16 protein-coding genes and 2 tRNA genes are annotated in these 19,966 nt (G+C 40.7%); 5 read left to right on the forward strand and 13 right to left on the reverse strand.

Translation table 11 applies throughout. The annotated features are described in order from the left end of the window. Positions 1-416 precede the first annotated feature (416 nt). Positions 417-2,681, forward strand: coding sequence for an EAL domain-containing protein (locus tag HC643_RS21860; protein WP_038088749.1), 2,265 nt, complete (start codon positions 417-419; stop codon positions 2,679-2,681). A 136-nt stretch (positions 2,682-2,817) separates the two neighbouring features. Here the strand turns inward: HC643_RS21860 and HC643_RS21865 are convergent, their stop codons facing one another. The 8 genes from HC643_RS21865 to HC643_RS21900 all read right to left on the reverse strand — a co-directional run bounded on the left by HC643_RS21865 (position 2,818) and on the right by HC643_RS21900 (position 8,137). After that, on the reverse strand, positions 2,818-4,068 hold the full coding sequence (locus tag HC643_RS21865; protein ID WP_038088751.1) for a serine hydrolase: 1,251 nt from the start codon (positions 4,066-4,068) through the stop codon (positions 2,818-2,820). A gap of 116 nt (positions 4,069-4,184) precedes the next feature. Continuing rightward, positions 4,185-4,589, reverse strand: coding sequence for a helix-turn-helix domain-containing protein (locus HC643_RS21870; protein ID WP_038088752.1), 405 nt, complete (start codon positions 4,587-4,589; stop codon positions 4,185-4,187). Next, a complete protein-coding gene (locus HC643_RS21875; RefSeq protein ID WP_038088753.1) occupies positions 4,573-4,872 on the reverse strand; it encodes a type II toxin-antitoxin system HigB family toxin in 300 nt (99 codons plus the stop codon). Before HC643_RS21875 ends, HC643_RS21870 begins: the two co-directional genes overlap by 17 nt. A gap of 225 nt (positions 4,873-5,097) precedes the next feature. Next, complete coding sequence (locus HC643_RS21880) at positions 5,098-6,624, reverse strand: slipin family protein (RefSeq protein ID WP_038088806.1); 1,527 nt, start codon at positions 6,622-6,624, stop codon at positions 5,098-5,100. 302 nt (positions 6,625-6,926) lie between these two features. Beyond that, positions 6,927-7,070 (reverse strand): hypothetical protein, encoded by a 144-nt coding sequence (locus tag HC643_RS21885; protein WP_153021557.1) that lies wholly within the window; start codon positions 7,068-7,070, stop codon positions 6,927-6,929. A gap of 516 nt (positions 7,071-7,586) precedes the next feature. Continuing rightward, positions 7,587-7,874, reverse strand: coding sequence for a hypothetical protein (locus tag HC643_RS21890; protein ID WP_050045299.1), 288 nt, complete (start codon positions 7,872-7,874; stop codon positions 7,587-7,589). Between the two features lie 107 nt (positions 7,875-7,981). Continuing rightward, positions 7,982-8,057, reverse strand: a tRNA-Ile gene (locus tag HC643_RS21895). Between the two features lie 8 nt (positions 8,058-8,065). After that, positions 8,066-8,137: transfer RNA gene (locus tag HC643_RS21900), tRNA-Gly, on the reverse strand. Positions 8,138-8,565: 428 nt separating this feature from the next. On the opposite strand from HC643_RS21900, the gene HC643_RS21905 reads away from it, so the two are divergent. Continuing rightward, complete coding sequence (locus HC643_RS21905) at positions 8,566-10,908, forward strand: GNAT family N-acetyltransferase (protein ID WP_162002288.1); 2,343 nt, start codon at positions 8,566-8,568, stop codon at positions 10,906-10,908. A gap of 111 nt (positions 10,909-11,019) precedes the next feature. Here HC643_RS21905 and HC643_RS21910 read toward each other — a convergent pair whose 3' ends face one another. Then, on the reverse strand, positions 11,020-11,652 hold the full coding sequence (locus HC643_RS21910; RefSeq protein WP_038088757.1) for a Uma2 family endonuclease: 633 nt from the start codon (positions 11,650-11,652) through the stop codon (positions 11,020-11,022). Positions 11,653-12,080: 428 nt separating this feature from the next. After that, a complete protein-coding gene (locus HC643_RS21915; RefSeq protein ID WP_038088759.1) occupies positions 12,081-12,656 on the reverse strand; it encodes a PadR family transcriptional regulator in 576 nt (191 codons plus the stop codon). Positions 12,657-12,893: 237 nt separating this feature from the next. Here HC643_RS21915 and HC643_RS21920 point away from each other — a divergent pair, with 237 nt between their 5' ends. Then, complete coding sequence (locus HC643_RS21920; RefSeq protein WP_038088765.1) at positions 12,894-13,886, forward strand: SDR family oxidoreductase; 993 nt, start codon at positions 12,894-12,896, stop codon at positions 13,884-13,886. Between the two features lie 13 nt (positions 13,887-13,899). On the opposite strand, the gene HC643_RS21925 is transcribed toward HC643_RS21920, so the two are convergent. After that, entirely contained in the window at positions 13,900-14,607 is a 708-nt protein-coding gene (locus HC643_RS21925) for an HAD family hydrolase (RefSeq protein ID WP_038088767.1), read from the reverse strand. Between the two features lie 8 nt (positions 14,608-14,615). Then, the gene (locus tag HC643_RS21930; RefSeq protein WP_038088770.1) at positions 14,616-15,521 is read right to left on the reverse strand and encodes a class I SAM-dependent methyltransferase; all 906 of its coding nucleotides are present in this window, start codon (positions 15,519-15,521) and stop codon (positions 14,616-14,618) included. Positions 15,522-15,830: 309 nt separating this feature from the next. Between HC643_RS21930 and HC643_RS21935 the strand changes: the two genes are divergently transcribed. Next, on the forward strand, positions 15,831-17,978 hold the full coding sequence (locus tag HC643_RS21935) for an intein-containing RctB family protein (protein ID WP_050045297.1): 2,148 nt from the start codon (positions 15,831-15,833) through the stop codon (positions 17,976-17,978). A gap of 294 nt (positions 17,979-18,272) precedes the next feature. Here HC643_RS21935 and HC643_RS21940 read toward each other — a convergent pair whose 3' ends face one another. After that, positions 18,273-18,938 carry a hypothetical protein gene (locus tag HC643_RS21940; RefSeq protein ID WP_038088776.1) on the reverse strand — a complete coding sequence of 222 codons (666 nt, stop codon included), beginning with the start codon at positions 18,936-18,938 and terminating at the stop codon, positions 18,273-18,275. 121 nt (positions 18,939-19,059) lie between these two features. Here HC643_RS21940 and HC643_RS21945 point away from each other — a divergent pair, with 121 nt between their 5' ends. After that, a complete protein-coding gene (locus HC643_RS21945) occupies positions 19,060-19,956 on the forward strand; it encodes an ATP-grasp domain-containing protein (RefSeq protein WP_038088778.1) in 897 nt (298 codons plus the stop codon). The last annotated feature ends 10 nt before the right edge of the window (positions 19,957-19,966 follow it).

Below are 19,966 nucleotides of genomic sequence, written 5' to 3' on the forward strand. Positions count from 1 at the left end.
ACATTATATTAAATACTAATTCAAAAGTTGCTCAATAGCGTCCCTTGTGACTCCGACCGCATTTTCTGCTCGAACCCCAAGATTCGATACGGTCTACTCCTTTTTATGCTGGCATCAATTGCTGAATGTGCTGGCTCCTCTCCAAGCCGAAGCTACCGTTACCATCCGCTTCTAGTTCCGCTTTTCACCTTTAGTCAGTCGTTAGATGTCTATTACTTCCAAAGGGAACTGTACAAAGCCCGATCTCCTTGATAGGGAGCGATTGGAACGAGTCCAAGCCTGAAAACTGGACATATGTTGGTAAGTTTAGTTTCCCGAACTCATGAAATCTTTATTTACTTAAAGAGTAGTTTATTTATTACAGGGAGGCTAGGGGGAATACTAGAGGAAATTGGGTTGAGCAAGGTAATTTATATATGGAGCCAACATCTCCTATCTCCAAGACTTGTCGTTGTCAACATGTTACACGCTGCCAGGCTAAAGAAGCAGGTAAGCTCTTTTTCTGGTTCCCCATTCCACATACTCTAAAAAAAGTCACCTCTTACCTACAGCAATTTAAGCTTAAGTACGAACTTATGCACGAGCGACCCGGACTGATTTTGGACTGTAGAGCCGGACAGACCCAAGAAATTGCTCGTAACCTAGCTCAACTACTTGCACCGCGAGAATTAATAGAAACACAAGTCCTTTTTATTCGAGGCGCTATCCAACCTCAACTTCAGGACTTTAGTGACATCGCCTCACTACAACGCTTTATTAAGTTTAGCCAGTCGGACTGGCTGGTTGATATGCTGGCAACAGAACGATTTACCAGTCACTTTCAACCGATCGTTTCTATTCAAGATACATCCCAAATTTATGGATATGAGTCTCTGTTGCGGGGACTAGACGAACACAGCAATTTAGTACCCCCAGGACCAATCTTAGAGTTAGCAACCGAATCCGGTCTTTTGCCACAACTCGACCGAGTTGCTCGCTTGAGCGCGATCGCCCAATTCAGCCGCCATCAAGTAAACGGACACATCTTCATCAATTGTTCGCCAACAGCTCTTTATGACCCCGTTTTTTGCCTGCGAACTACGGTAGAAGCAATCGATCGAGCAGGTATTTCCCACAAACGGGTTGTCTTTGAAGTCGTCGAGTCAGACAATCCTCAAGATTTAGCCCACCTTCAATCAGTACTTCAGTACTATCGAGATGCTGGTTTTTTAGTAGCTCTTGATGACCTCGGTTCTGGTTATTCTAGCTTGAATTTGATCCATCAGTTACGACCAGACTTTATTAAGTTGGACATGGGCTTAATTCGAGACGTGCATAAAGACCTGTACAAAGCCTCAATTACCGAAAAGCTTCTAGAAATTACTCAAAAGTTAAACATTCAGACTGTCGCTGAAGGGATCGAGTGCATTGAAGAACTAAACTGGCTGCGAGAGCGGGGAGCAACGTTTGCTCAAGGTTATTTAATTGCCAAACCCAGTGAAGTTCCTGTTACTTCAACTCCTAACTTTGATACGATTGCTTTAAGTGCAGCATCAACATCTAACAAGCAGGTTGAGCAGCGCGTCCAACACCAAAGCGAGTCCGAGAGAATTGTCGCAGCTGTAACACAGCGCATCCGACAATCGTTAGAGTTAGACGATATCTTACAAAATACAGCTGATGAGGTACGGCAACTGTTTGAGGTAGATCGAGTGGTAATCTATCAGTTCGAGCCGGACTGGAGCGGGTTTGTTGCTGTAGAATCCCTAGCGGATGAGTGCAAATCTATTCTTGGATTTCACGTTATGGACACGTGCTTTCAATCTACCCATGCAGTTTTCTACCAACAAGGCAATACCAGAGCAATTGAAGATATTGAAACTGAGGGATTAGCTCCGTGTCATGTTAACCTCCTTCGGAGCTTATGCGTCCGGGCAAATCTCATCGTGCCTATCTTGCAGCAAGAGCGTTTGTGGGGACTATTAATCGCTCATCAATGCCGCAGTACCAGACAATGGCAGCAATCGGAGATTAACTTGTTTAACCAACTCGCAGCTCAAGCGGCGATCGCCATTCAGCAATCGGAACTCTACCATCAACTACAGCAAGCAAATCAGGAATTACAGCGCCTTGCTTCTTCGGATGGTCTGACTCAAGTGGCAAATCGGCGCTGCTTTGATGATATACTCAACGCAGAGTGGCAAAGGTTAGCACGAGAGCAGGCATCGCTATCTTTGATTTTGTGTGATGTCGATTGCTTTAAGCTTTACAACGATACTTATGGACATCTCGCAGGAGATGATGTGCTCAGACACGTTGCCAAGGCAATCTCTCAGACAGTTAAACGCCCTGCCGATTTAGTTGCTCGCTATGGTGGAGAAGAGTTTGCAGTCATTTTGCCGAATACTGGTATCGAAGAAGCTATTACGGTTGCAAGAGAAATTCAAACAAATGTTAGTGCATTACAGCTGCCTCATCCGAATTCTCAAATCGATCAATTCATTACACTCAGTATTGGCGTGGCAACTATAATTCCTCACAGCCAATCATCGAGCTCGACTTTAGTGGCTGCTGCTGACCAGGGACTCTACCAGGCAAAAGCACAAGGGAGAAATTGTGTGGTGCAAATGGATTGTAAAAATACTGAGGCTAGATTTGTCCTCGAGCAAGCAAAAGTATCGCGGCCAACACTTGTTCTTTAACTACCAAGTTGCGATCGCTATTCTAGATGACGGCGATCGCGATTTTGGGATGTCACTCACCCCAGGAATCGATTGTGCTCAAAATATATTAGACTCCTAGAATTTAATTTGCTACTTTGATATATTTGTCAGCAAACTAATTATTAGCTGCTAGTTTGGCAAGCACCCCACTATACAATGCCATAAATTTCGACTCTTCTAAAGATGCATTGCTATTATTCCAAATAGCTACTACACAGTAATTTTTACCGTTCTTTGCCTGTAACCAAGTTGTCATATTGAAAACACCAGGCTCAGATCCCCCTTTATACGCTACCCGTTGCCAATTTTCGGTATTGGCAACACCAGGATTAATACTCATCAGTGGCAAATCGGCAACTTGTTCTATAAGTTGGCAGAGTTCTTCTGCTGTAAAAAACCATTCTACATCTAGGGCAACTGGGTTAGTTCCCACAAATTCATTCACATCGGGAAGTGGTTTTTTTGCAATCTCTCTCAGGATCGTGCGGCGTTGAGATTCGTTGCTTGTTTGATAGCGTTTCAACAAGTCGCGATTTCCAGAACCTTTTAAAACAAATAATTCGCGGGTAGTCAGGAAGGGACGGTTACGGGGTGACACGGGCTCAATTTCCTCTCGTCCAAGCAAATTAATTAAGATATCTGTTGCCGTATTATCACTGAGAGAAATCATCAAACTCGCAAGTGTTTGCACTGTCAAGTACGATCCGTCTGGCCATGTGTGTAACATTCCAGATGGTAAACTTTTCTCACTTGGTTGCAATTGCACGACATCTTTCCACGTGCGTTTGCCTGAAGCAATTTGTGATTTCAGTGCTTGGAGTACTGCTAGCTTGAAAGCTGAGCCGACAGCTAGGGGTGTTGTGGTATTTAATGCAGCCTTTGTCGTTTTGCCTTCCCGAACTAGGAAACTCACTTGACCGGGTAAAGCTTTAAATTGAGCGATCGCTTCTTCTAAACTCATGACTTTAGCTTGCGGTGGTTGAAACAGCAACCCCGAAATCTGTCCTTTGCTATTTAGCACTATTTGAGTTGGTACTGAAGCTTGACTAAAGAGAACCAAGAAATCTCGAGCGTTACTTTGTATACCTTGATAAGTTCCCAATTGATTTTTTAACCCTGAGAGCACTTGGCGTATCTGTATAATTGAAACTTGAGCTAAAAATTCCGGTGAAAACCACTCAGGTTGTATTTGTTTGCTAATAAATAATCTTTCTAAAGCTGCTTTGGGGGACATTGATTGTTCTGGGGTTTGTATTTGAGCAAGCGAGCGTTTTTGAAGTTCACTTTCTGCTAACGCCGAAGGAGGAAACATTAAGTTTAATGTTAGTAAGATAATGAAGAAAACACTGCTAATATATTTATACATAAAAAATACGCTCCTCTAAGCCCCAATTAATCTTGATGTTAATGTGTTGAAACGAAGTAAGCTAGCACAGTCAAAGTAAGGATATGGTGTGAGAGATCGCCACTAGTCCGACAATTCTATTCAGAGAAAAATAAACTAGAATCAACATATAATAATTTTCCTAACGCTAAAGCCTGTTGTGAATCTATTTCTAATTCACCATTCAGGACTTTATCAACAATATCAGATGAACCAAAAACTTTTACTAAATTATCCTTCTTAATATTCTGTGCTTCCATCAGATGAATCATTCGAGAACGCGGTGTAGAATGGTTTAACTGATAATGTTTATTTTCAAAGTCTTCAATTAACTTTACCAATAGCTCTAAAATTGTACTTTCTTCAGGAGTAAGCTTTTGGCGAGCCAGCAATTCCTCTACCACCTCTAAAAATTCCTCATTTTCAGCTTCTGTTTTAATAATTCGAGGTTGATATTTAGAAAGTAATTGGCTGTATACATCTGAGTTAATAGTAAGGGTCATTTTTCCAGTGCTCTTTGTCATATTCTGCATGAGTTAAGACATATTTAATATAGATAACTTGTTTCTCGTAATTAATACTAACAATCAATCTATATTTATTCCCTTTGATATTAAAAACTGTAAAGTTACTAACCGCTTCCGCTTGAGGATAAGTGGTTTGAACTTCTACTAAGTTTCCCCAATGAGCTTTACTTGCAATTTTATACCAGTCATCTAGTGCTTCGTAGCAATCTCCGTGTCGTTGGCAAAATTCTTGTAACTTTTTACGGCTAATAACGTGCATTACATTAATGATTATAGCGTTCCTAATTGTTTGCCGTTACACCTATTCTAAAAGTGAATTGATCGTAATTGCGCCTGCTCTGGACACCTAATTTTCCTTAAATTACTCCCTTCTCACTAAAAAATTACCTAAAGATGTAGGGTGAGCAGTGCCTACCAACAACGAACGGTATGCTGCCCACCCTACTCCCTGAAATTTGCCATTTTGGACTACTCAATATACGGATTACTGCCGATTAATCCGAATCAAATCTGTCAAGATGCTATCCAAACTACCATTGACTTGGATTTTCTCAATCTTCTCGGCAATTCGTTCGAGTACTTCCAATTCCTTCAGACGCAACGCTACGGGGTTATCCTCCATCACCTTAGCAGTATTCAACATACTGCGAGTGGCAGCAGTTTCTTCACGACGGCGGACTCCGTTCGCTTGGGCTGCTTTTTCTGCTTCCACAACCTTACTCAAAATTGTCTTAATCTCGCCAGGGAGAATAATATCTTTCACCCCAACAGAATCGACTTCAATTCCATAGTCTGCGGTTTTCTGGCGGACATATTCAGAGACACTTCTATCAATTGCGCCTTTATCCTCCAATAGAGCATCTAGAGTTCTTTCCCCAACAGCACCACGTAAAGCAAACTGTAGTTCTTTGTACAAGTAAGTGTTAATATCCGATAAACCGTTCTTGGCTCTCAGTGGGTCGAGAATGCGATAACCAGCAGTTAAGTTTAAGCGCAAAGGGACTTTATCTTTAGAAAGAATGTCTTGACCGGAGACTTCCAGTGTTGAGTAGCGAAGGTCAAAGATTTCTGTTTGCAAAGAACGCCCAAACAGCCACCATGCATGCATTCCTGCTTGGAGTTGTGTTTGATACTCTTGATTGATGTAGAGTAGTCCCAGATGTTGTGCTGGAACTTCGCGAATATGCAAAGAATTGCGGCTTAAGGCTAGAGTTTCTGGCAAACCTGTTACTAACTCAGCAACCAAGCGAGGTGGTAACTTAGCATCAGTACTAATGTCAATAACCTCTACCTCAACACCTTGCCAAAACAGCTTGCGACTGCACGGTGGTAGGATGGAAATCACTTTCCCTTGATATCGTACAATGGCTACTTCCGAAGTCAGCAATTGTACTATGTCACAGTAAGCTGCAACAAAATCGGGATGCTTTTCAATCAATACATCTTCAAGGGGAAAACTAGGATTAGGTACAATACGGCTGAGAGTTCGGAGCGAAACATCTTTGTCGTATGACCAAAAAGCATACTCGCCCGGTTCTAGTGGTCGGACAAAGTTATTTTGCACGTACAGCAAACCAATTTCCGACTCCGAAATTTGGAATTTTTTCAGTCCACTCAAGGGGATTCCACGTACTTGCGGGACGAATTCGGCAGGTAATTCCAAGCTTTCTTCTAAGTTAAAGATATGGGGTTCTACATCTATAAAACCGCGCCAAAAAGCCCGTAGTTGGTTGGGTGGAACGCTCACCCAATTTTGACCCAACCGTACTAGAGCTGCTTGGTTGTAAGCTGTTCGCACAACTAGAAGATGCTGTTGTAGCTCGGAACTGCTATCGCGCAGCAAAAGTTCGAGGTTATCAATCTTCGCTTCCGGTTGGTTGAGGTCATAAGTTGTGACTTGCCAGTGACGCCCAAAATACCTGTAAGTACCAGGCTGCAAAATTTTCTTAAAATCACTGCGGTGATATAAGATTCCAATTTCGTTAGGTTTGATATAAAACGTTTTCCACATAGAAATTTTTATGGCTAACTTGGGCATTTTTACCCAACGCAGAAGGTGTGATAGAAACATTGTTAACTCCCGTTTAGCCTCACCTACATTGCCTATCTCAACCTAAGAGACAGGTGGAGAGAAATTGTGTACGAGGAGCAATTCCAGCTGTAAACCAAGTTCGGAGGAATGACTGGCTGTATGGGTTTTGTAATACACCAAATGTCCCAAATAACCGGAAGCTTATAAAGCTCCAATATAACTACCTGTAATATATATACTACAAAATATTTTTAAACTCTGCAAATGTGAGTGTTAACAGTTCAGTTGCGGGCAAATTGCATCTTCAAAACTGGATTAAGGAGGTAGAGTCGGCTCTGGTTACCACCAGTTTGAGTGACTGCCATATTGCTGCCATTCCCGCAAGCGGAAAAAACAGCACTCAGATTTGCCATTCCATTTGCCATTCTAGAATTCTTATTAGAGAGACTAGATATGGCAAATGCTTGTGACAAACTCAAGTTAGGGAGAAAACAATTGCACTGGCTTCTTTACTGTAAGTACCAAGTATTACCAATGGTAATCGGTAACAGAACACCAACATCGCAGAGTTTACAAAACCAAAACAGATTTTTTCCGTTTTGGCTTTTTCCTGTTTCTGTAACTGCGAAACTGCCTTGTCCCTAACAAGGTGCCCAAATCAGGGCGAGGATGTTGTGGCTGAAAGTACAGGAGTACAACCTGTGTCCCATCGACGATCCACCGATGGCTTTACTGAGTAAAGTTCACTTTCTTTCGGTAGTCACATATAGCAAGGGGCGGTATACGCTCAATCCAATGGTTGGCGCACCAGCCGGGTATGCAGAACCCGCACTACTGCTTTGCACAATATATTCCCACCTTACGACTTAATGTAACCCAAGGAAATCTGAGAAAACACGTGGGAATTACTTAACAAATTGAAACTCTGCAAATGTGGGTGTTTACAGTACAGTTGCGGGCAAATTGTGTCTCCAAAATTCTGATTGAGAAGGCAGCACTAGCTTGTGGTTGTTACCAGTTGCAGTGACTGCCATATTGCTGTCATTCCCGCGAGCGGAAAAAACAGCACTCAGATTTGCCGTTCCGTTTGCCGATTCTCGAATTCTCTTGGAGAAACCAGATGTGGAAAACGCCCATGACAAACTCAAATTAAGAAGAAAACAATTGCGCTGGCTTCCTGACTGTAACGGCGCGATCGCAAATTCACGACCGGCCGCGAACACCGACATTGCAGAGTTTGTACAATAACGGAATCGAACCGTCTTGGGATTTCTCCCATACCATATAAGTAACTTGGCTACCGTGACAGGGTAGTGTCTTTTGACCCGGACGGGGTTGGTGGAAAGTGCAGGAATCGAACCTGCAACCAATCGATTATGAGTCGATCGCTCTATCCAGTGAGCTAACTTTCAAAGAGGGGAGTTTGATGTAGGATTTTAACCTACGTCCGACCGATGGCTTCGGTTGCTCTAACTAACTGAGCTAATCAAACAGTAACGTAGTGACGCATAACAAGAGCGGTATACGCTCAATCCAAAGGTTGGCGCACCAGTCGGGTATACAGAACCCGAACCATAGCTTTGCTGATGTATTACTACATTACTACCCATTGTAGTACATTAATTTCAGTGCGTCCAGATCCCAATTTCTTATTTTGAGTTTTCGGTGTAATTGCGGTTCTCTGTAATTTGAACCTCGTGAAAAGCTTAGAGTCAAGTGCTGTTCGTCACAGGTATATTGTTGATGTCCTCATCTGGAAAACAACTTTTTGAATTCTATAATTCGCCCTCAGGATATTCATTCCGACAAGGCACGTTGAGAGAAATACTATGGCAACACTTTAAAACCTTTTTTTGTATATTTCTTGTTCTATTTGTCTTGTTTGCAGCGCTCGCTATCCGAGCATTACTGGAAACAGCTATGGAGAGATTATACACCTATCATCAAGCATATTTATATGAGATGGGAAAGCTGCCAAGAAATTTTCTAGACGATTGGCAACAAATTTTTTCGTTACTAAGCTCAATCGAACTACCTGTTTTTGCGGAATTGGGACTGAGAATTGGACTGGGAGTTGGACTGGCAATTGGAACTGGAGTTGGAACTTATTTCATTACTATATTGTTACTATCACGGAAATCTTCCAATTACGCCGTATGGGTTGTTGAGCATAAACAGCAAATTGTTGGATGGGCATCGCTTTTGATGCAAACAAACTATACCGTGCTTTCTACTATTTACATCGACCCCAAACATCGCTTGCAGGGCGTTGGCTCACACTTGCTCTGGCGGTGTTTGAAGAATGTGAGAAAACCTGTTTATCTCATCTGTTATCCTCACCTTCAAGGATTCTATGCACGTATTGGGTTTGTTTCTCTTTCCAAACAGGATATGCCTAAAGAACTGCAGTTCTCCAAACTACTTGGGATGAGATTGTTGCACGAACCAACACTAATAACAAACCAGTCATCAATGACTCCACCTCTGCTACCTAAACTCTCAATTCGTCCCTTCCAAGAGATTGAGGAGCAATGGCACATTTACAAAACCTTTTGGCGCAGGAAGCGATTTCGGAAATCTCGACTCGACGTCTTGACTTTAGTTGTTTTGGTATCAAGCCGTCCTTTTGTTGCGCTAAGTGGAATTGTCTGGAGTCTCGAAGCAATCTTTGGATTTACAGAGTTCGCTCACTTGAACTTTTCTGTACTTGGCATCCAATTCTCAGGAATAACTATTACCTTATGGGTGTTCTTGTTCTCAATAAGTCTGTTATGGTTCTTTGCTAAGTGTCAAGAGTGGATTGTTGAACGGGACGGTAGTCTCATTGGTTACATTCACTTTTCTCATAGAGGGAACTGTTCAATTTTATACAACTTACACATTGAACCCCAGTATAACCAACAAAATCTTAGCAAGTTGTTATTAGCGCGTCTCAACCATCAAATATCACGACCTCTCTATTTTAATTGCCCGCGTGCGGATAGACAGTTCTACACTGGGCTAGGCTTCTCACTCGCCGATCGCAGAGAACTGCCATTTGAGTTTCAGTTTTTTCAATTGACTGGTTATGTACCTCTTAAACTTACAAATTTGGCAATGACAGATTTACTGGAACAACTTGTTCAATCTGTAGAACCTATTTGCGATCGAGAAAGCATACCCTTACGCAGTCAGACTCACTTACAAGCTCAACAACTGAAGAGAAAAAGATGGATTTGGATGACTGTTGCAGCCCTTTTACTTGGAGTATATACGATCGCTCCTCTTTTCAAAATTCCTCAAATTTCCTCCGAACTCAAACAACAAATTCCAACAGAAGAGCTTAAAAGCGATCGCATCGTGCAACGCTTGGAAGGAAAAGAAAGTATTCGAGCTTTGGCGATCGCATCCGATAATCAGACAGTTGCTCGTGGTAACGAAGATGGTAAGATTCAAATTTGGGATCTCAAGAGCAAAAGCCTGCAACAAACTTTGAACGTTTCTTCTAGCAAGATTCAATCCCTTGCCTTGAGTCCAGACAATCAAACCTTAATTGTTGGCACATCAATAGGTACAATTCAACTTTGGAATTATAAACTTGGTATTTTACAGGAAATACTCTCTCCTACTCATCTTGGAGAAATTCAAACTTTAAAAATCAGTCGTAATGGTCAAACGTTAGTCAGTAGCAGTTGGAAAGACGCATCTGTTAAAGTTTGGGATTTGAATCGCGGGCAGATCCAACATACAATCAATACTGGCGTTGAAGTGCTTTCTGTAGCAGAAAGTCCTGATGGTCAAACTTTATATATTGGAACGCTAGGTGCTATCAAGATTTGGGATTTAGAGCATCACGCACTAGTACAACATTTGGCTGCTCATTCTCGTGAAGTGGAAGTTATTGCTATGAGCGCAGATGGTAAATTGCTTGTTTCTGGGGGTATCGATCGCCAATTTACTGAAAACAAAAGTTTTAGAGATGTTTCCACGGTCAAAATTTGGGATGCTCAAAGTTTCACACTGCTAAAAACATTGCAAATTTATTCTAGTTCGCTAGAGTCGATAAGTATCAGCCCTGATGGGAAAACGATCGTTTTTAATGATTGCTGTCAAGCTCGTTGGTGGCAATGGATGAAGAACAAATATGTTTCAGATATTTATGGGCTCAATCATAACACTGTGTTGAGTTCTGATGGTACAACTCTGGTTGGTGTTGGGTTCGATCGCAAAACAATAACGATCGCAAAGTTATCCAACCTCTTGCAATCAAGTTCTTCTCGCTGAATTTTTAGAAGCCCAATCGTTACTCATTAATGTCATCTGGTTTAATTTAGCCAATGTCTCATCATACCAAACAATCATAGTTTTTAACCCGTTTTCTGGGCGTAGTAATGATTATTTATTGCAATTCTGCAACCAGTGACGAAATTCTTTCACCAACTCTAAATAATCTTTTTCTCCAACTTGTTCTAAAAACTTAACAAGTTCTAAAATTGGTAAATTTGGGAAGGCTAAACTTTTTTCTGTTTTAATATATTCTTGATTTTGAAGTATATAAATACTCAAATCTTCACCATTGTAACACCAAACTTCTGCTATTCCTATATCTGAATAGATTTGTAAGCGATTTTCAGAACTGCTAGTGATATCAATTTCAACTACTAAATCTGGTGGGGGATCTTGTTGTAAGTCTATCCTCTTTTTGCCACGAATAATATCAATATTTTTCAAATAAAAACTTTCATCTGGTTCTGCTCCACTCAACTGTGGATACTTATAAGTAGTAGAACCAAATGGTTCAATTCTGATTTCTAATTCTTCAGCTATGGTTTCAACAAAGCGTCCCATTAAAGTCTTGTAACGTTCGTATTCTGGAGAAGGAGCTATGATTTCTAAATTGCCACGGTTGTAAGTTAGCCGAAGACGACGATTTTTGCTCAATTCATCAAGTAAACTTTCATAGGTTTGCCAACTAATACCTGATAAATGAATAATCTCTTCGGGCTGAATAAGAATTTTTGCAGTCATATTTCACCTTAACGATTGAAATATTGATTTGTCTTAAGCGATCGCATTACATCTCAAGAAAGCTACTTTTTTAAGAAGATGCTTGTAAAGTCTCAATTCATACCCGCCTCTGCGAACTAATTAGATGCATCTTCATACAGAAATGGTATAGGTCATTTGGTTTATGCTTGCCCTATGCGAACGTATAGAGCAAGCTTCCATATACTATCTTAAGCATAATCTTCACTATTCTTGTATAAGTAGAGGGCTAGAAGCTAACACCACAAGAAATTTTGGGAAGTTTTTTATTTAGAAGTTCTTAAACTTCCTGTACCAATTCAAACCTCTTAATCGCTAAGATAATCAATACTTTCTGCGTTCCATATCCTTCAAATTTGGGCTTATAAGCTATGTATTGGTATTTTGCCCATAGCTTATAAGCCCAATCGTTACTCACTACTGTTTTCCAATGCTTCCTGTGTCATCTGGTTTAATCTAGCCAACGTCTCATCACACCAAGCAATCAAAGCCTTTGTAGCATGGAATTTGTAGCTAACAGTTATCATCCAGTAGGGAAAATTGAGATTTTCAGCCTCCTTCACCTTCATATCTTCTTCAATCGCCCGGTACTTCTGTAGGAGTTGTTGTTGCATTTCTCTGAATTGTTGCACGTGACGAATATTGTCAGCAACGCTCACCTGCTTTCCACAGAACAGCTTTAATAAAATCTCGATGCGCTCTACCTGCGGTTCAACAGGTTCTACCAACCAGTGTTGCAACTCCTCAAGCCCTTTGTCTGTCAGCGTGTAGATATGTCGGTTGGGCTTACCGACTTGCTCCTCAACTGACTGAATTGCCAGTCCTTCAGTGACTAGTCGTTTCAAGATGGGATAAATTTGCCCGTAACTTTCCGTCCAAAAGCTTCCAGTAATCGTTTCTATCTTCTTTTTGATATCGTAACCGGACTTAGGACCAAAACTGAGCAGTCCCAAAATAGCGTACTTACTTTTGTTCTCTCTTGACATATAGTTATTTGATATATATCTTTAAGATATAAGTTGCAGACAAAGTTCCAAGTTTACTCTTGAAAAATTCAAGTTAAGGATATTGATCAATGTCCCGAGCTGTGTTCTCAGGGCATTCATCAATATTAATCTTCTGTTGATGTGATTTTGCAAGACTGTAAGGGGAATCCCGAACGAGCGATCGCAAAGTTTGGGCTGGAAAATTGACGTAAATATAAAACTCATTAACCAAGAATTATGAAAGCATTTGTCACTGGTAGTACTGGGTTACTTGGTAACAATTTAGTGCGCTTACTATTACAACAAGGCTATTCTGTAAAAGCCTTAGTTCGTTCTTCAGCAAAAGCATCTCAAGTACTTTCTGGATTAAATGTTACTCTAGTGAAGGGCGATCTGCTGGATATTGATAGCTTTGCCAATGAATTATCTGGATGTGATGTTTTGTTCCATACAGCTGCTTATTTTCGAGAATATTATCAACCTGGCAATCACTGGCAAACGCTAAAAGATCTTAATGTCAATGGCACAATTAAATTGCTAACTGAGGCAGAAAAGCAAGGTATTAAAAAAGTCATTTATGTGAGTTCAGCAGGTCCTTTAGGAATGAAAGAGAGTGGTGAACCGGGTGACGAGTCTACCCCACCCGCTCCGGAAGCATTTAAAAATCTTTACTTTAAGAGCAAGGTGTTAGCAGAGAATGCAATTTATGAATTTCTCAAACAGCATTCTTTACCAGTTGTTTTCATCTTACCAGGATGGATGTTTGGACCGGGAGATGCGGCTCCAACAGCAGGCGGTCAACTCGTGCTAGATTATCTCAATCGAAAAATCCCCGGTATTATAGACGGTGGAACCTGTATGGTAGACGCACGGGATGTAGCACAAGCAATGATTCATGCGGTAGAGAGCGGTAAGGGTGGCGAGCGTTACATAGTAGGCGGACAATATTATGATTTCAAAGCTCTGTTTCACACTCTAGAAAAAGTGAGCCATGTTCCCTCTCCCAAACGCCAGCTACCCTACAGTTTAACCTTGATTCTTGCCAGGTTTTCTGATATGTATGCTCGATTGACTCATAGCAAATCAGTACTTCCTCTTGATGGGATTCGCATTATGTATTTGAAAAGCCAAGTTTCATCTGCAAAGGCAATAGAAGAATTAGGAGCAAGTTTTCGACCAATGGAAGAAACATTGCAAGATGTTATTGAGTGGTATCGAAAACATTATTAGGACATTGTTGGTATTAACTCGCTTTCTGCGCGTAAACTTCTTGAACCCGTTCAAGTTCTAAATCGCTAAGGTAATCTACAGTCCAGTTAGCTTGACGCTGTAGCATGTGGAAGGGATAAGTATGTGCTACTCCAACGACTTGCATCCCCGCTTGTTTTGCCGCTTGTATGCCAGCAAAGGTATCTTCTATTGCCAAACATTCTTCTGGCATAAGGTTTAAATCGAGATACACTTGGTTGAGGCGTTTTACTGCAAGCAAATAACCTTGTGGATCTGGTTTGCTGGTGGTAACGTCATCACCTGCAACGATCGCATGAAAATGTTGGGCTAGCTTGGTACGATTCAGTATTAGGTCTATTTCTTTACGAATAGCGCCACTGACGATTCCTATTTTTAAGTTACGCGATCGCCCTTGAAAGAGTAAGTCGTCTAAACCAGGATAGAGAGGTAGCTTTTCAATTTTTTCTATCTCTCGAACATAACTTTCTGCTTTACGATTAAGCAACTGAGTGAGATAGGTGTCACTCACTACACGCCCTCGTTTGGCGAGCAATTCTTTTACGCAAGAGCGATCGCTACGCCCCAAACAAATTTTGCGGTACTCACCTGGTTTGATCGTCAGGTTTTCTTCAATCAAAAGTTGCTCTATGAGTTGCTCGTGAATGGATTCATCATTAATGATGACACCATTAAAGTCAAACAGAATCGCCTTTAGACTCATGGAAGTGTTTAAAAAGCTGGTGATGGAAATCCTTGCAACTCTCCATTATCTACTGTGGTGTCCCCTTGTGTAGGAGTGTAACGCGTGGCATTTCTTTGGACAGTGCGATCGCCAGACAGAATCGGCTTGACTCCGCTTGTCACTTGATTGATCCACCAGACATCCTGAGTTTGTACAGAGCCAAATCCAGCAGCACCCATCCAAGCATCAATGCTTGCGGCTGCATATTCCTGAATGTACGGTTCCTCAAAAACATTGTTCAGCCAGTCCAACTGGCGGATAGTTTTTTGATTACCATCCAAAATCAGTACTTGTCCCCCAGAGACTAGTAACCGGAAAGCTTCCTGTAAAATTGTCTGAGAGACTGCTGTTGGTGTTTCGTGGAATAACAAAGAAGCTGTTACCAAGTCAAAGGAAGCATCTGGAAAACTAGTTTTCTCAGCATTGCCATGTCGCCAGGTAATTTCCAAACCAGCGTTTTGGGCTTTGTGTGAAGCCCTCACAAGCATATAAGGTGATAAATCCAAACCTAAAACTTCTGCTTGAGGGAATGCCTGCTTTAACATTAATGTTGTAGAACCCGTCCCGCAACCCAAATCTAAAATTCTTCGCGGTTGTACCTGAATTGCATCAATTAATGCCTGACGGACAACGGTTTCACCGGGTACTAAAACGTATTGGGTGATGGGGTCGTAAGAAACAGCAGCGCTTGGGTTCAGATATCCGCGCTTAACTCCGTGAAAGTTTTGACTGCTGTAGTATGGGGGAATTGCCACATCAGCACGTCGGTAGCGATCGCTTTCTTTTTCCCAATCAACACTTTCCGCATATCGCTGCAACCCCTGTTCATCAATTAGGAGACGTACCACAGGGGATAAAAAGCGTTCCCAAATAGTGTCTTGACGAACTGCCATAGAAGTTTGTTGAGTTTTATTTAACTATCTTAACTAATGTTACATTATTTACCTCTATCTTGAGGATAGGGGTTATAGCTCAGGCAATTAGGAGTTCTTAGCGCTCGATCGCAACCAGGCATTCGGAGCTTGCATCACTCATTTTAGAATACTACAATTGTAATACAAGTATAAATAGTTAAGGTTAGAAGTCTTTTGGCTTCGCCTTCTTCTGACACATTATGCCAAGGGGAAATTTGTGCGATCGTCTCGTGTAAAAAAGTCCAATCCAATTAATCCAAAATCCAAAATCTACGCATCCAAAATTTTATGCCCTACGAAGAACTAGAACTTTCCACGCCATCACCTGTCCTGTCTTGGGCAAACCACCCATTAGGGACAGAAGAAACCAAGATGGCAAAAAATGTAGCATCACTGCCATTTGTATTTAAACACGTAGCATTGATGCCAGACGTTCATTTAGGTAAAGGAGCCTTAGTGGGTTCAGTCCTTGCCACAAAAGAAGCAATTATCCCAGCTGCTGTCGGGGTGGATATTGGCTGCTTTGTAGGTGAGACTCTTATTCCTCTGGTCGATGGTAAATTGTATTCTATAAAAGATTTAGCTGAACGTAATGAAGAGTTTATAGTTTACTCATGTACCTCTACTGGAAAAGTCGTAGCAGCTAAGGCAAAAGCAAGGTTAACAAGACGTAATGCTCCTCTTGTAAAAGTGATTTTGGACAATGGTGAAGAAATTATCTGCACCCCAGATCACCAATTTATGCTTAGAGATGGAAACTATGAGGAAGCACAGCATCTTCAATCTGGAACATCCTTGATGCCGTTCTACTCAAAAACTGACAAAGATGGTTATACCTTAGTCTCTCAACCGTACTCCGGTAGATGGCAAAAAGCACATTGGATTATTGCTAGATCGGGTTTGCTAGGAAAAGTCCCTAGATTTGAAGAACAAAGAACAGTTATTCATCATCAAAATTTTAATGAATCAGATAACCGACCTGAGAATTTGAAGTTTATGGGCGATCGCGACCATTGCGCCTATCATCGTAGCTTAGTTGAACGTAACCAGCACTGGCAATCTCCAGAGTTTGAACAAAAACGATTGGCAGCACTTGCCGGAAAAGCAGCAACACAAGCAGGATACGAGTATTACGCTGCTAGAGGAACTCGAAATATCCTGAATTATATGCAGCAAAAGTCAGAACACTTTCAGCAAGCAGTTGCTGGTAATGGCAAGCGCGGTCAGCATTATTTAGTGCAATACAACCAAAGTGACAAGGGAAGAAAGAAATCTCAGGAAATCGCCAATCGATACTATACCTGCGACATTTGTAATGCACAAATCAAGACTCCAATTGGTTTACACAATCATAGAAAAAAAGAACATCAATGCGATCGCAAAGTTTTAGCAGTTCTATCTTTAGACTACACACAAAATGTTTATTGCCTTACAGTACCTGAATATCATAATTTTGCTTTAAAAGCAGGTGTCTTTGTTCACAATTGTGGTATGATGGCGATAAAAACACCATTCAATGGTGACAAACTAGAAGGAAAACTAAAAAAAATTCGCTTGGATCTTGAAGCAGCTATTCCAACTGGTTTTAACGAAAATAAAGAGGTTGAAAAAACTGTTACCAACTGGCAAAGCTGGCGCGACTTTAAAGACTTGCATCCAGGAGTGCAAGATTTACAAAGTAAAGCGATGAAACAAATGGGTTCTCTTGGGGGTGGAAATCATTTTATAGAAGTTTGCCTCGATACAGAGAACCAAGTTTGGTTGATGTTACATTCTGGTTCGCGCCACATTGGCAATAATCTGGCTCAGTGCCACATTAACACTGCCAAAAACCTAGCAAAAATGGCAAACAATACATTGCCAGATCCAGATTTAGCCTATTTTGTAGCTAATACACCAGAATTCCAAGCATACTGGCACGATTTGCAATGGGCGCAGGACTATGCACGTGTCAATCGTGAGGTAATGATGGCACGTTTCAAGCACATTATTGAAAAACATTTAGCAGGTGGTAAATCCATTAAACCTTTATTAGAAGTCAATTGCCATCACAATTATGCTGAAAAAGAAGTGCATTTTGGCGAGGATGTATACGTCACTCGTAAAGGTGCAGTGCGTGCAGAGAAAGACGACTATGGCATTATACCCGGTTCAATGGGAGCAAAATCCTACATTGTTAAAGGCAAAGGTTGTGCCAATAGTTTTTGTTCTTGCTCTCATGGTGCAGGGCGTTTGCTATCTCGAAATAAGGCCAAGAATGTCTACACTCTTGACGATCTCATTGAGCAAACCAAAGGTGTAGAGTGTCGTAAAGATGAAGGTGTTTTGGATGAAATTCCAGGTGCTTACAAGCCTATAGATGAGGTGATGAAGAATCAAGACGATTTGGTGGAAGTTGTGGCAACTCTCAAACAAGTTGTTTGTGTAAAAGGTTAGCTTGATAAATCTCTAGCTAGCATCTTTAGGAATATAGATAGTCAATGGGAGGTATTGCCTCTTATCCAAGATTCTCTTGATTCTCTCTCGTTCTCTCTCGTTCCCAGGCTGCGCCTGGGAATGCATTCCTAGAGGCTCTGCCTCGTTTAGAGCATCTTTTTACGAAGACTGTGAAGTAATTGCTGTCGGATTTACGGCAGCAAAAAATTGCGATCGCGTTACCTGAGTTGAGGTGTACCTTTGGTGGAAGTTCAATCGGGCAATGGGCATCGATCCTGATGAGATATAGTGAATTTAAAATTTAGCAGTTTTAGCTAATTCAATCATTTTATCAAGAATTTTTAGGTCATCAGGAGCAGGAGAAAAAGATGATTGAAAAAGAATTTTTTTACCTGCAATGGTTCTGAGCATTACAAAAACAGGTTTTTTTGCTTTATCTTGTGTATCCATTTGAATACCACGAATTAAAAAGCCGTTACTATCTGATTCAATAATTCTAACTTCTGTCCAAACAAAGCCCCAATCTAAAAATTTAGAAGATTTTAGTTTTTCAGCAAATGCATTAACATTAGTGGGCGCATCATCAGGGAATGTTGAGACGAAAAGCTCAGCAAAAGTATCATTGTAAGAAACGCTATCGGGTAAATTTATTTGAGTTAAAGTCCATGAATCCATTGCTGCATTATAATCAGCTTTCCAGTCTTTGCCAAAAAATTTAAGTGATTTGAGTTCTCGTGAAGCAAGATTGATATGCCAATTGAAAATAGAAGTTGGGATTTGAGTTTCTGTAGTAGAAGGTACTTGGACTAAATGTATCTCATTAGTTTTATCTTGTTTAGATGCTTGAACTATACTTGTTCGATCGTTATCATTATAAGATAAATTTATTGTTGGCTCTTGCAAGTAGGACAAACTAGCATAGATGGGTAACACTATTAGAACCAAGGGAAAATTCAACATTTTAGTTTTATCACAATCAAATCATATTGGATACATTGTAACCAGATAACAATTGAATTGTGATTAGAATAAATACGGAATAGTTTTCAATACTTATTATCCAGAGTTAAAAATTATAGAAATGATTGTTTTAAGTGAATCACCAGAACAATTAGAACCATCTGCAAGTGTCAGCAATATTAAAGTATTGACTGAGGCTGCTCAAATAGTGGGATGTACGGTCTATAGTATACCACCAGACTTTGAGCGTTGTAGCACGGCGGAAAATGCTTTATGGCATATTCCTCAATACACTCAAGAAATGACTGGTATTTGGGTAGGATACATCCCAGAACTTGAACGCTATCAAGCTATTTACAATGCAGCTTTATATAAAGGGATAAAACTGGTGAATTCAACATTACAACATCAGACAGTAACAGAATTTGATTTATTTTACCCGTATTTAAAAGGTTTAACTCCTGAAAGTCTTGTCATTAGATCCGTTGAGGAATGCGCTGGTACTGGTGAATTATTAGGATTTCCTGTTTTTGTTAAAGGTGCAGTTCAATCCAGAAAAAAACAGGGATGGAAGTCCTGTGTAGCGAATAATTTAGAAGAATTAATAACGCTTACAGAATGGTTGTTGAAACTTAAATATGGATCGCGTGGTAAAGTTATTGTCAGAAAATTTATTAATTTACGCTATCATCGCCTAGCTCCAAATGGCTTTCCCATGGGAAGAGAGTATAGAGTTTTTATGTATAACGGGCAAGTTTTAGAATACGGGTACTATTGGGATGGCAAGGATGATTTAAGCCGACTCTCACAACAAGAAGAAAAAGAAGTCTTAAGTTTAGCAACTTTAGCATCTCAGCGCCTTAATGTTCCTTATATCGCAATTGATATCGGACAATTAGAAAATAAAGAGTGGGTAGTCGTAGAGGTAGGCGATGCTCAATTTTCAGGAACCTGTCACATTCCTGCACTTGAGTTGTGGAACAAGTTAAAAAACATAGATTCTCAGGAGAAGCTATGATTTGTAAATA

Origin of the sequence: Tolypothrix bouteillei VB521301 (assembly GCF_000760695.4) — a bacterium.
Lineage (GTDB): Bacteria > Cyanobacteriota > Cyanobacteriia > Cyanobacteriales > Nostocaceae > Scytonema > Scytonema bouteillei_A.

What these genes read in the sequence shown, in the direction of transcription:
- HC643_RS21860 (WP_038088749.1), top strand. Translation starts at nt 417, where the DNA reads ATGGAGCCAACATCTCCTATCTCCAAGACTTGTCGTTGTCAACATGTT.
- HC643_RS21865 (WP_038088751.1), bottom strand. Translation starts at nt 4,068, where the DNA reads ATGTATAAATATATTAGCAGTGTTTTCTTCATTATCTTACTAACATTA.
- HC643_RS21870 (WP_038088752.1), bottom strand. Translation starts at nt 4,589, where the DNA reads ATGACCCTTACTATTAACTCAGATGTATACAGCCAATTACTTTCTAAA.
- HC643_RS21875 (WP_038088753.1), bottom strand. Translation starts at nt 4,872, where the DNA reads ATGCACGTTATTAGCCGTAAAAAGTTACAAGAATTTTGCCAACGACAC.
- HC643_RS21880 (WP_038088806.1), bottom strand. Translation starts at nt 6,624, where the DNA reads ATGTGGAAAACGTTTTATATCAAACCTAACGAAATTGGAATCTTATAT.
- HC643_RS21885 (WP_153021557.1), bottom strand. Translation starts at nt 7,070, where the DNA reads ATGGCAAATGGAATGGCAAATCTGAGTGCTGTTTTTTCCGCTTGCGGG.
- HC643_RS21890 (WP_050045299.1), bottom strand. Translation starts at nt 7,874, where the DNA reads ATGTCGGTGTTCGCGGCCGGTCGTGAATTTGCGATCGCGCCGTTACAG.
- HC643_RS21905 (WP_162002288.1), top strand. Translation starts at nt 8,566, where the DNA reads ATGGAGAGATTATACACCTATCATCAAGCATATTTATATGAGATGGGA.
- HC643_RS21910 (WP_038088757.1), bottom strand. Translation starts at nt 11,652, where the DNA reads ATGACTGCAAAAATTCTTATTCAGCCCGAAGAGATTATTCATTTATCA.
- HC643_RS21915 (WP_038088759.1), bottom strand. Translation starts at nt 12,656, where the DNA reads ATGTCAAGAGAGAACAAAAGTAAGTACGCTATTTTGGGACTGCTCAGT.
- HC643_RS21920 (WP_038088765.1), top strand. Translation starts at nt 12,894, where the DNA reads ATGAAAGCATTTGTCACTGGTAGTACTGGGTTACTTGGTAACAATTTA.
- HC643_RS21925 (WP_038088767.1), bottom strand. Translation starts at nt 14,607, where the DNA reads ATGAGTCTAAAGGCGATTCTGTTTGACTTTAATGGTGTCATCATTAAT.
- HC643_RS21930 (WP_038088770.1), bottom strand. Translation starts at nt 15,521, where the DNA reads ATGGCAGTTCGTCAAGACACTATTTGGGAACGCTTTTTATCCCCTGTG.
- HC643_RS21935 (WP_050045297.1), top strand. Translation starts at nt 15,831, where the DNA reads ATGCCCTACGAAGAACTAGAACTTTCCACGCCATCACCTGTCCTGTCT.
- HC643_RS21940 (WP_038088776.1), bottom strand. Translation starts at nt 18,938, where the DNA reads ATGTTGAATTTTCCCTTGGTTCTAATAGTGTTACCCATCTATGCTAGT.
- HC643_RS21945 (WP_038088778.1), top strand. Translation starts at nt 19,060, where the DNA reads ATGATTGTTTTAAGTGAATCACCAGAACAATTAGAACCATCTGCAAGT.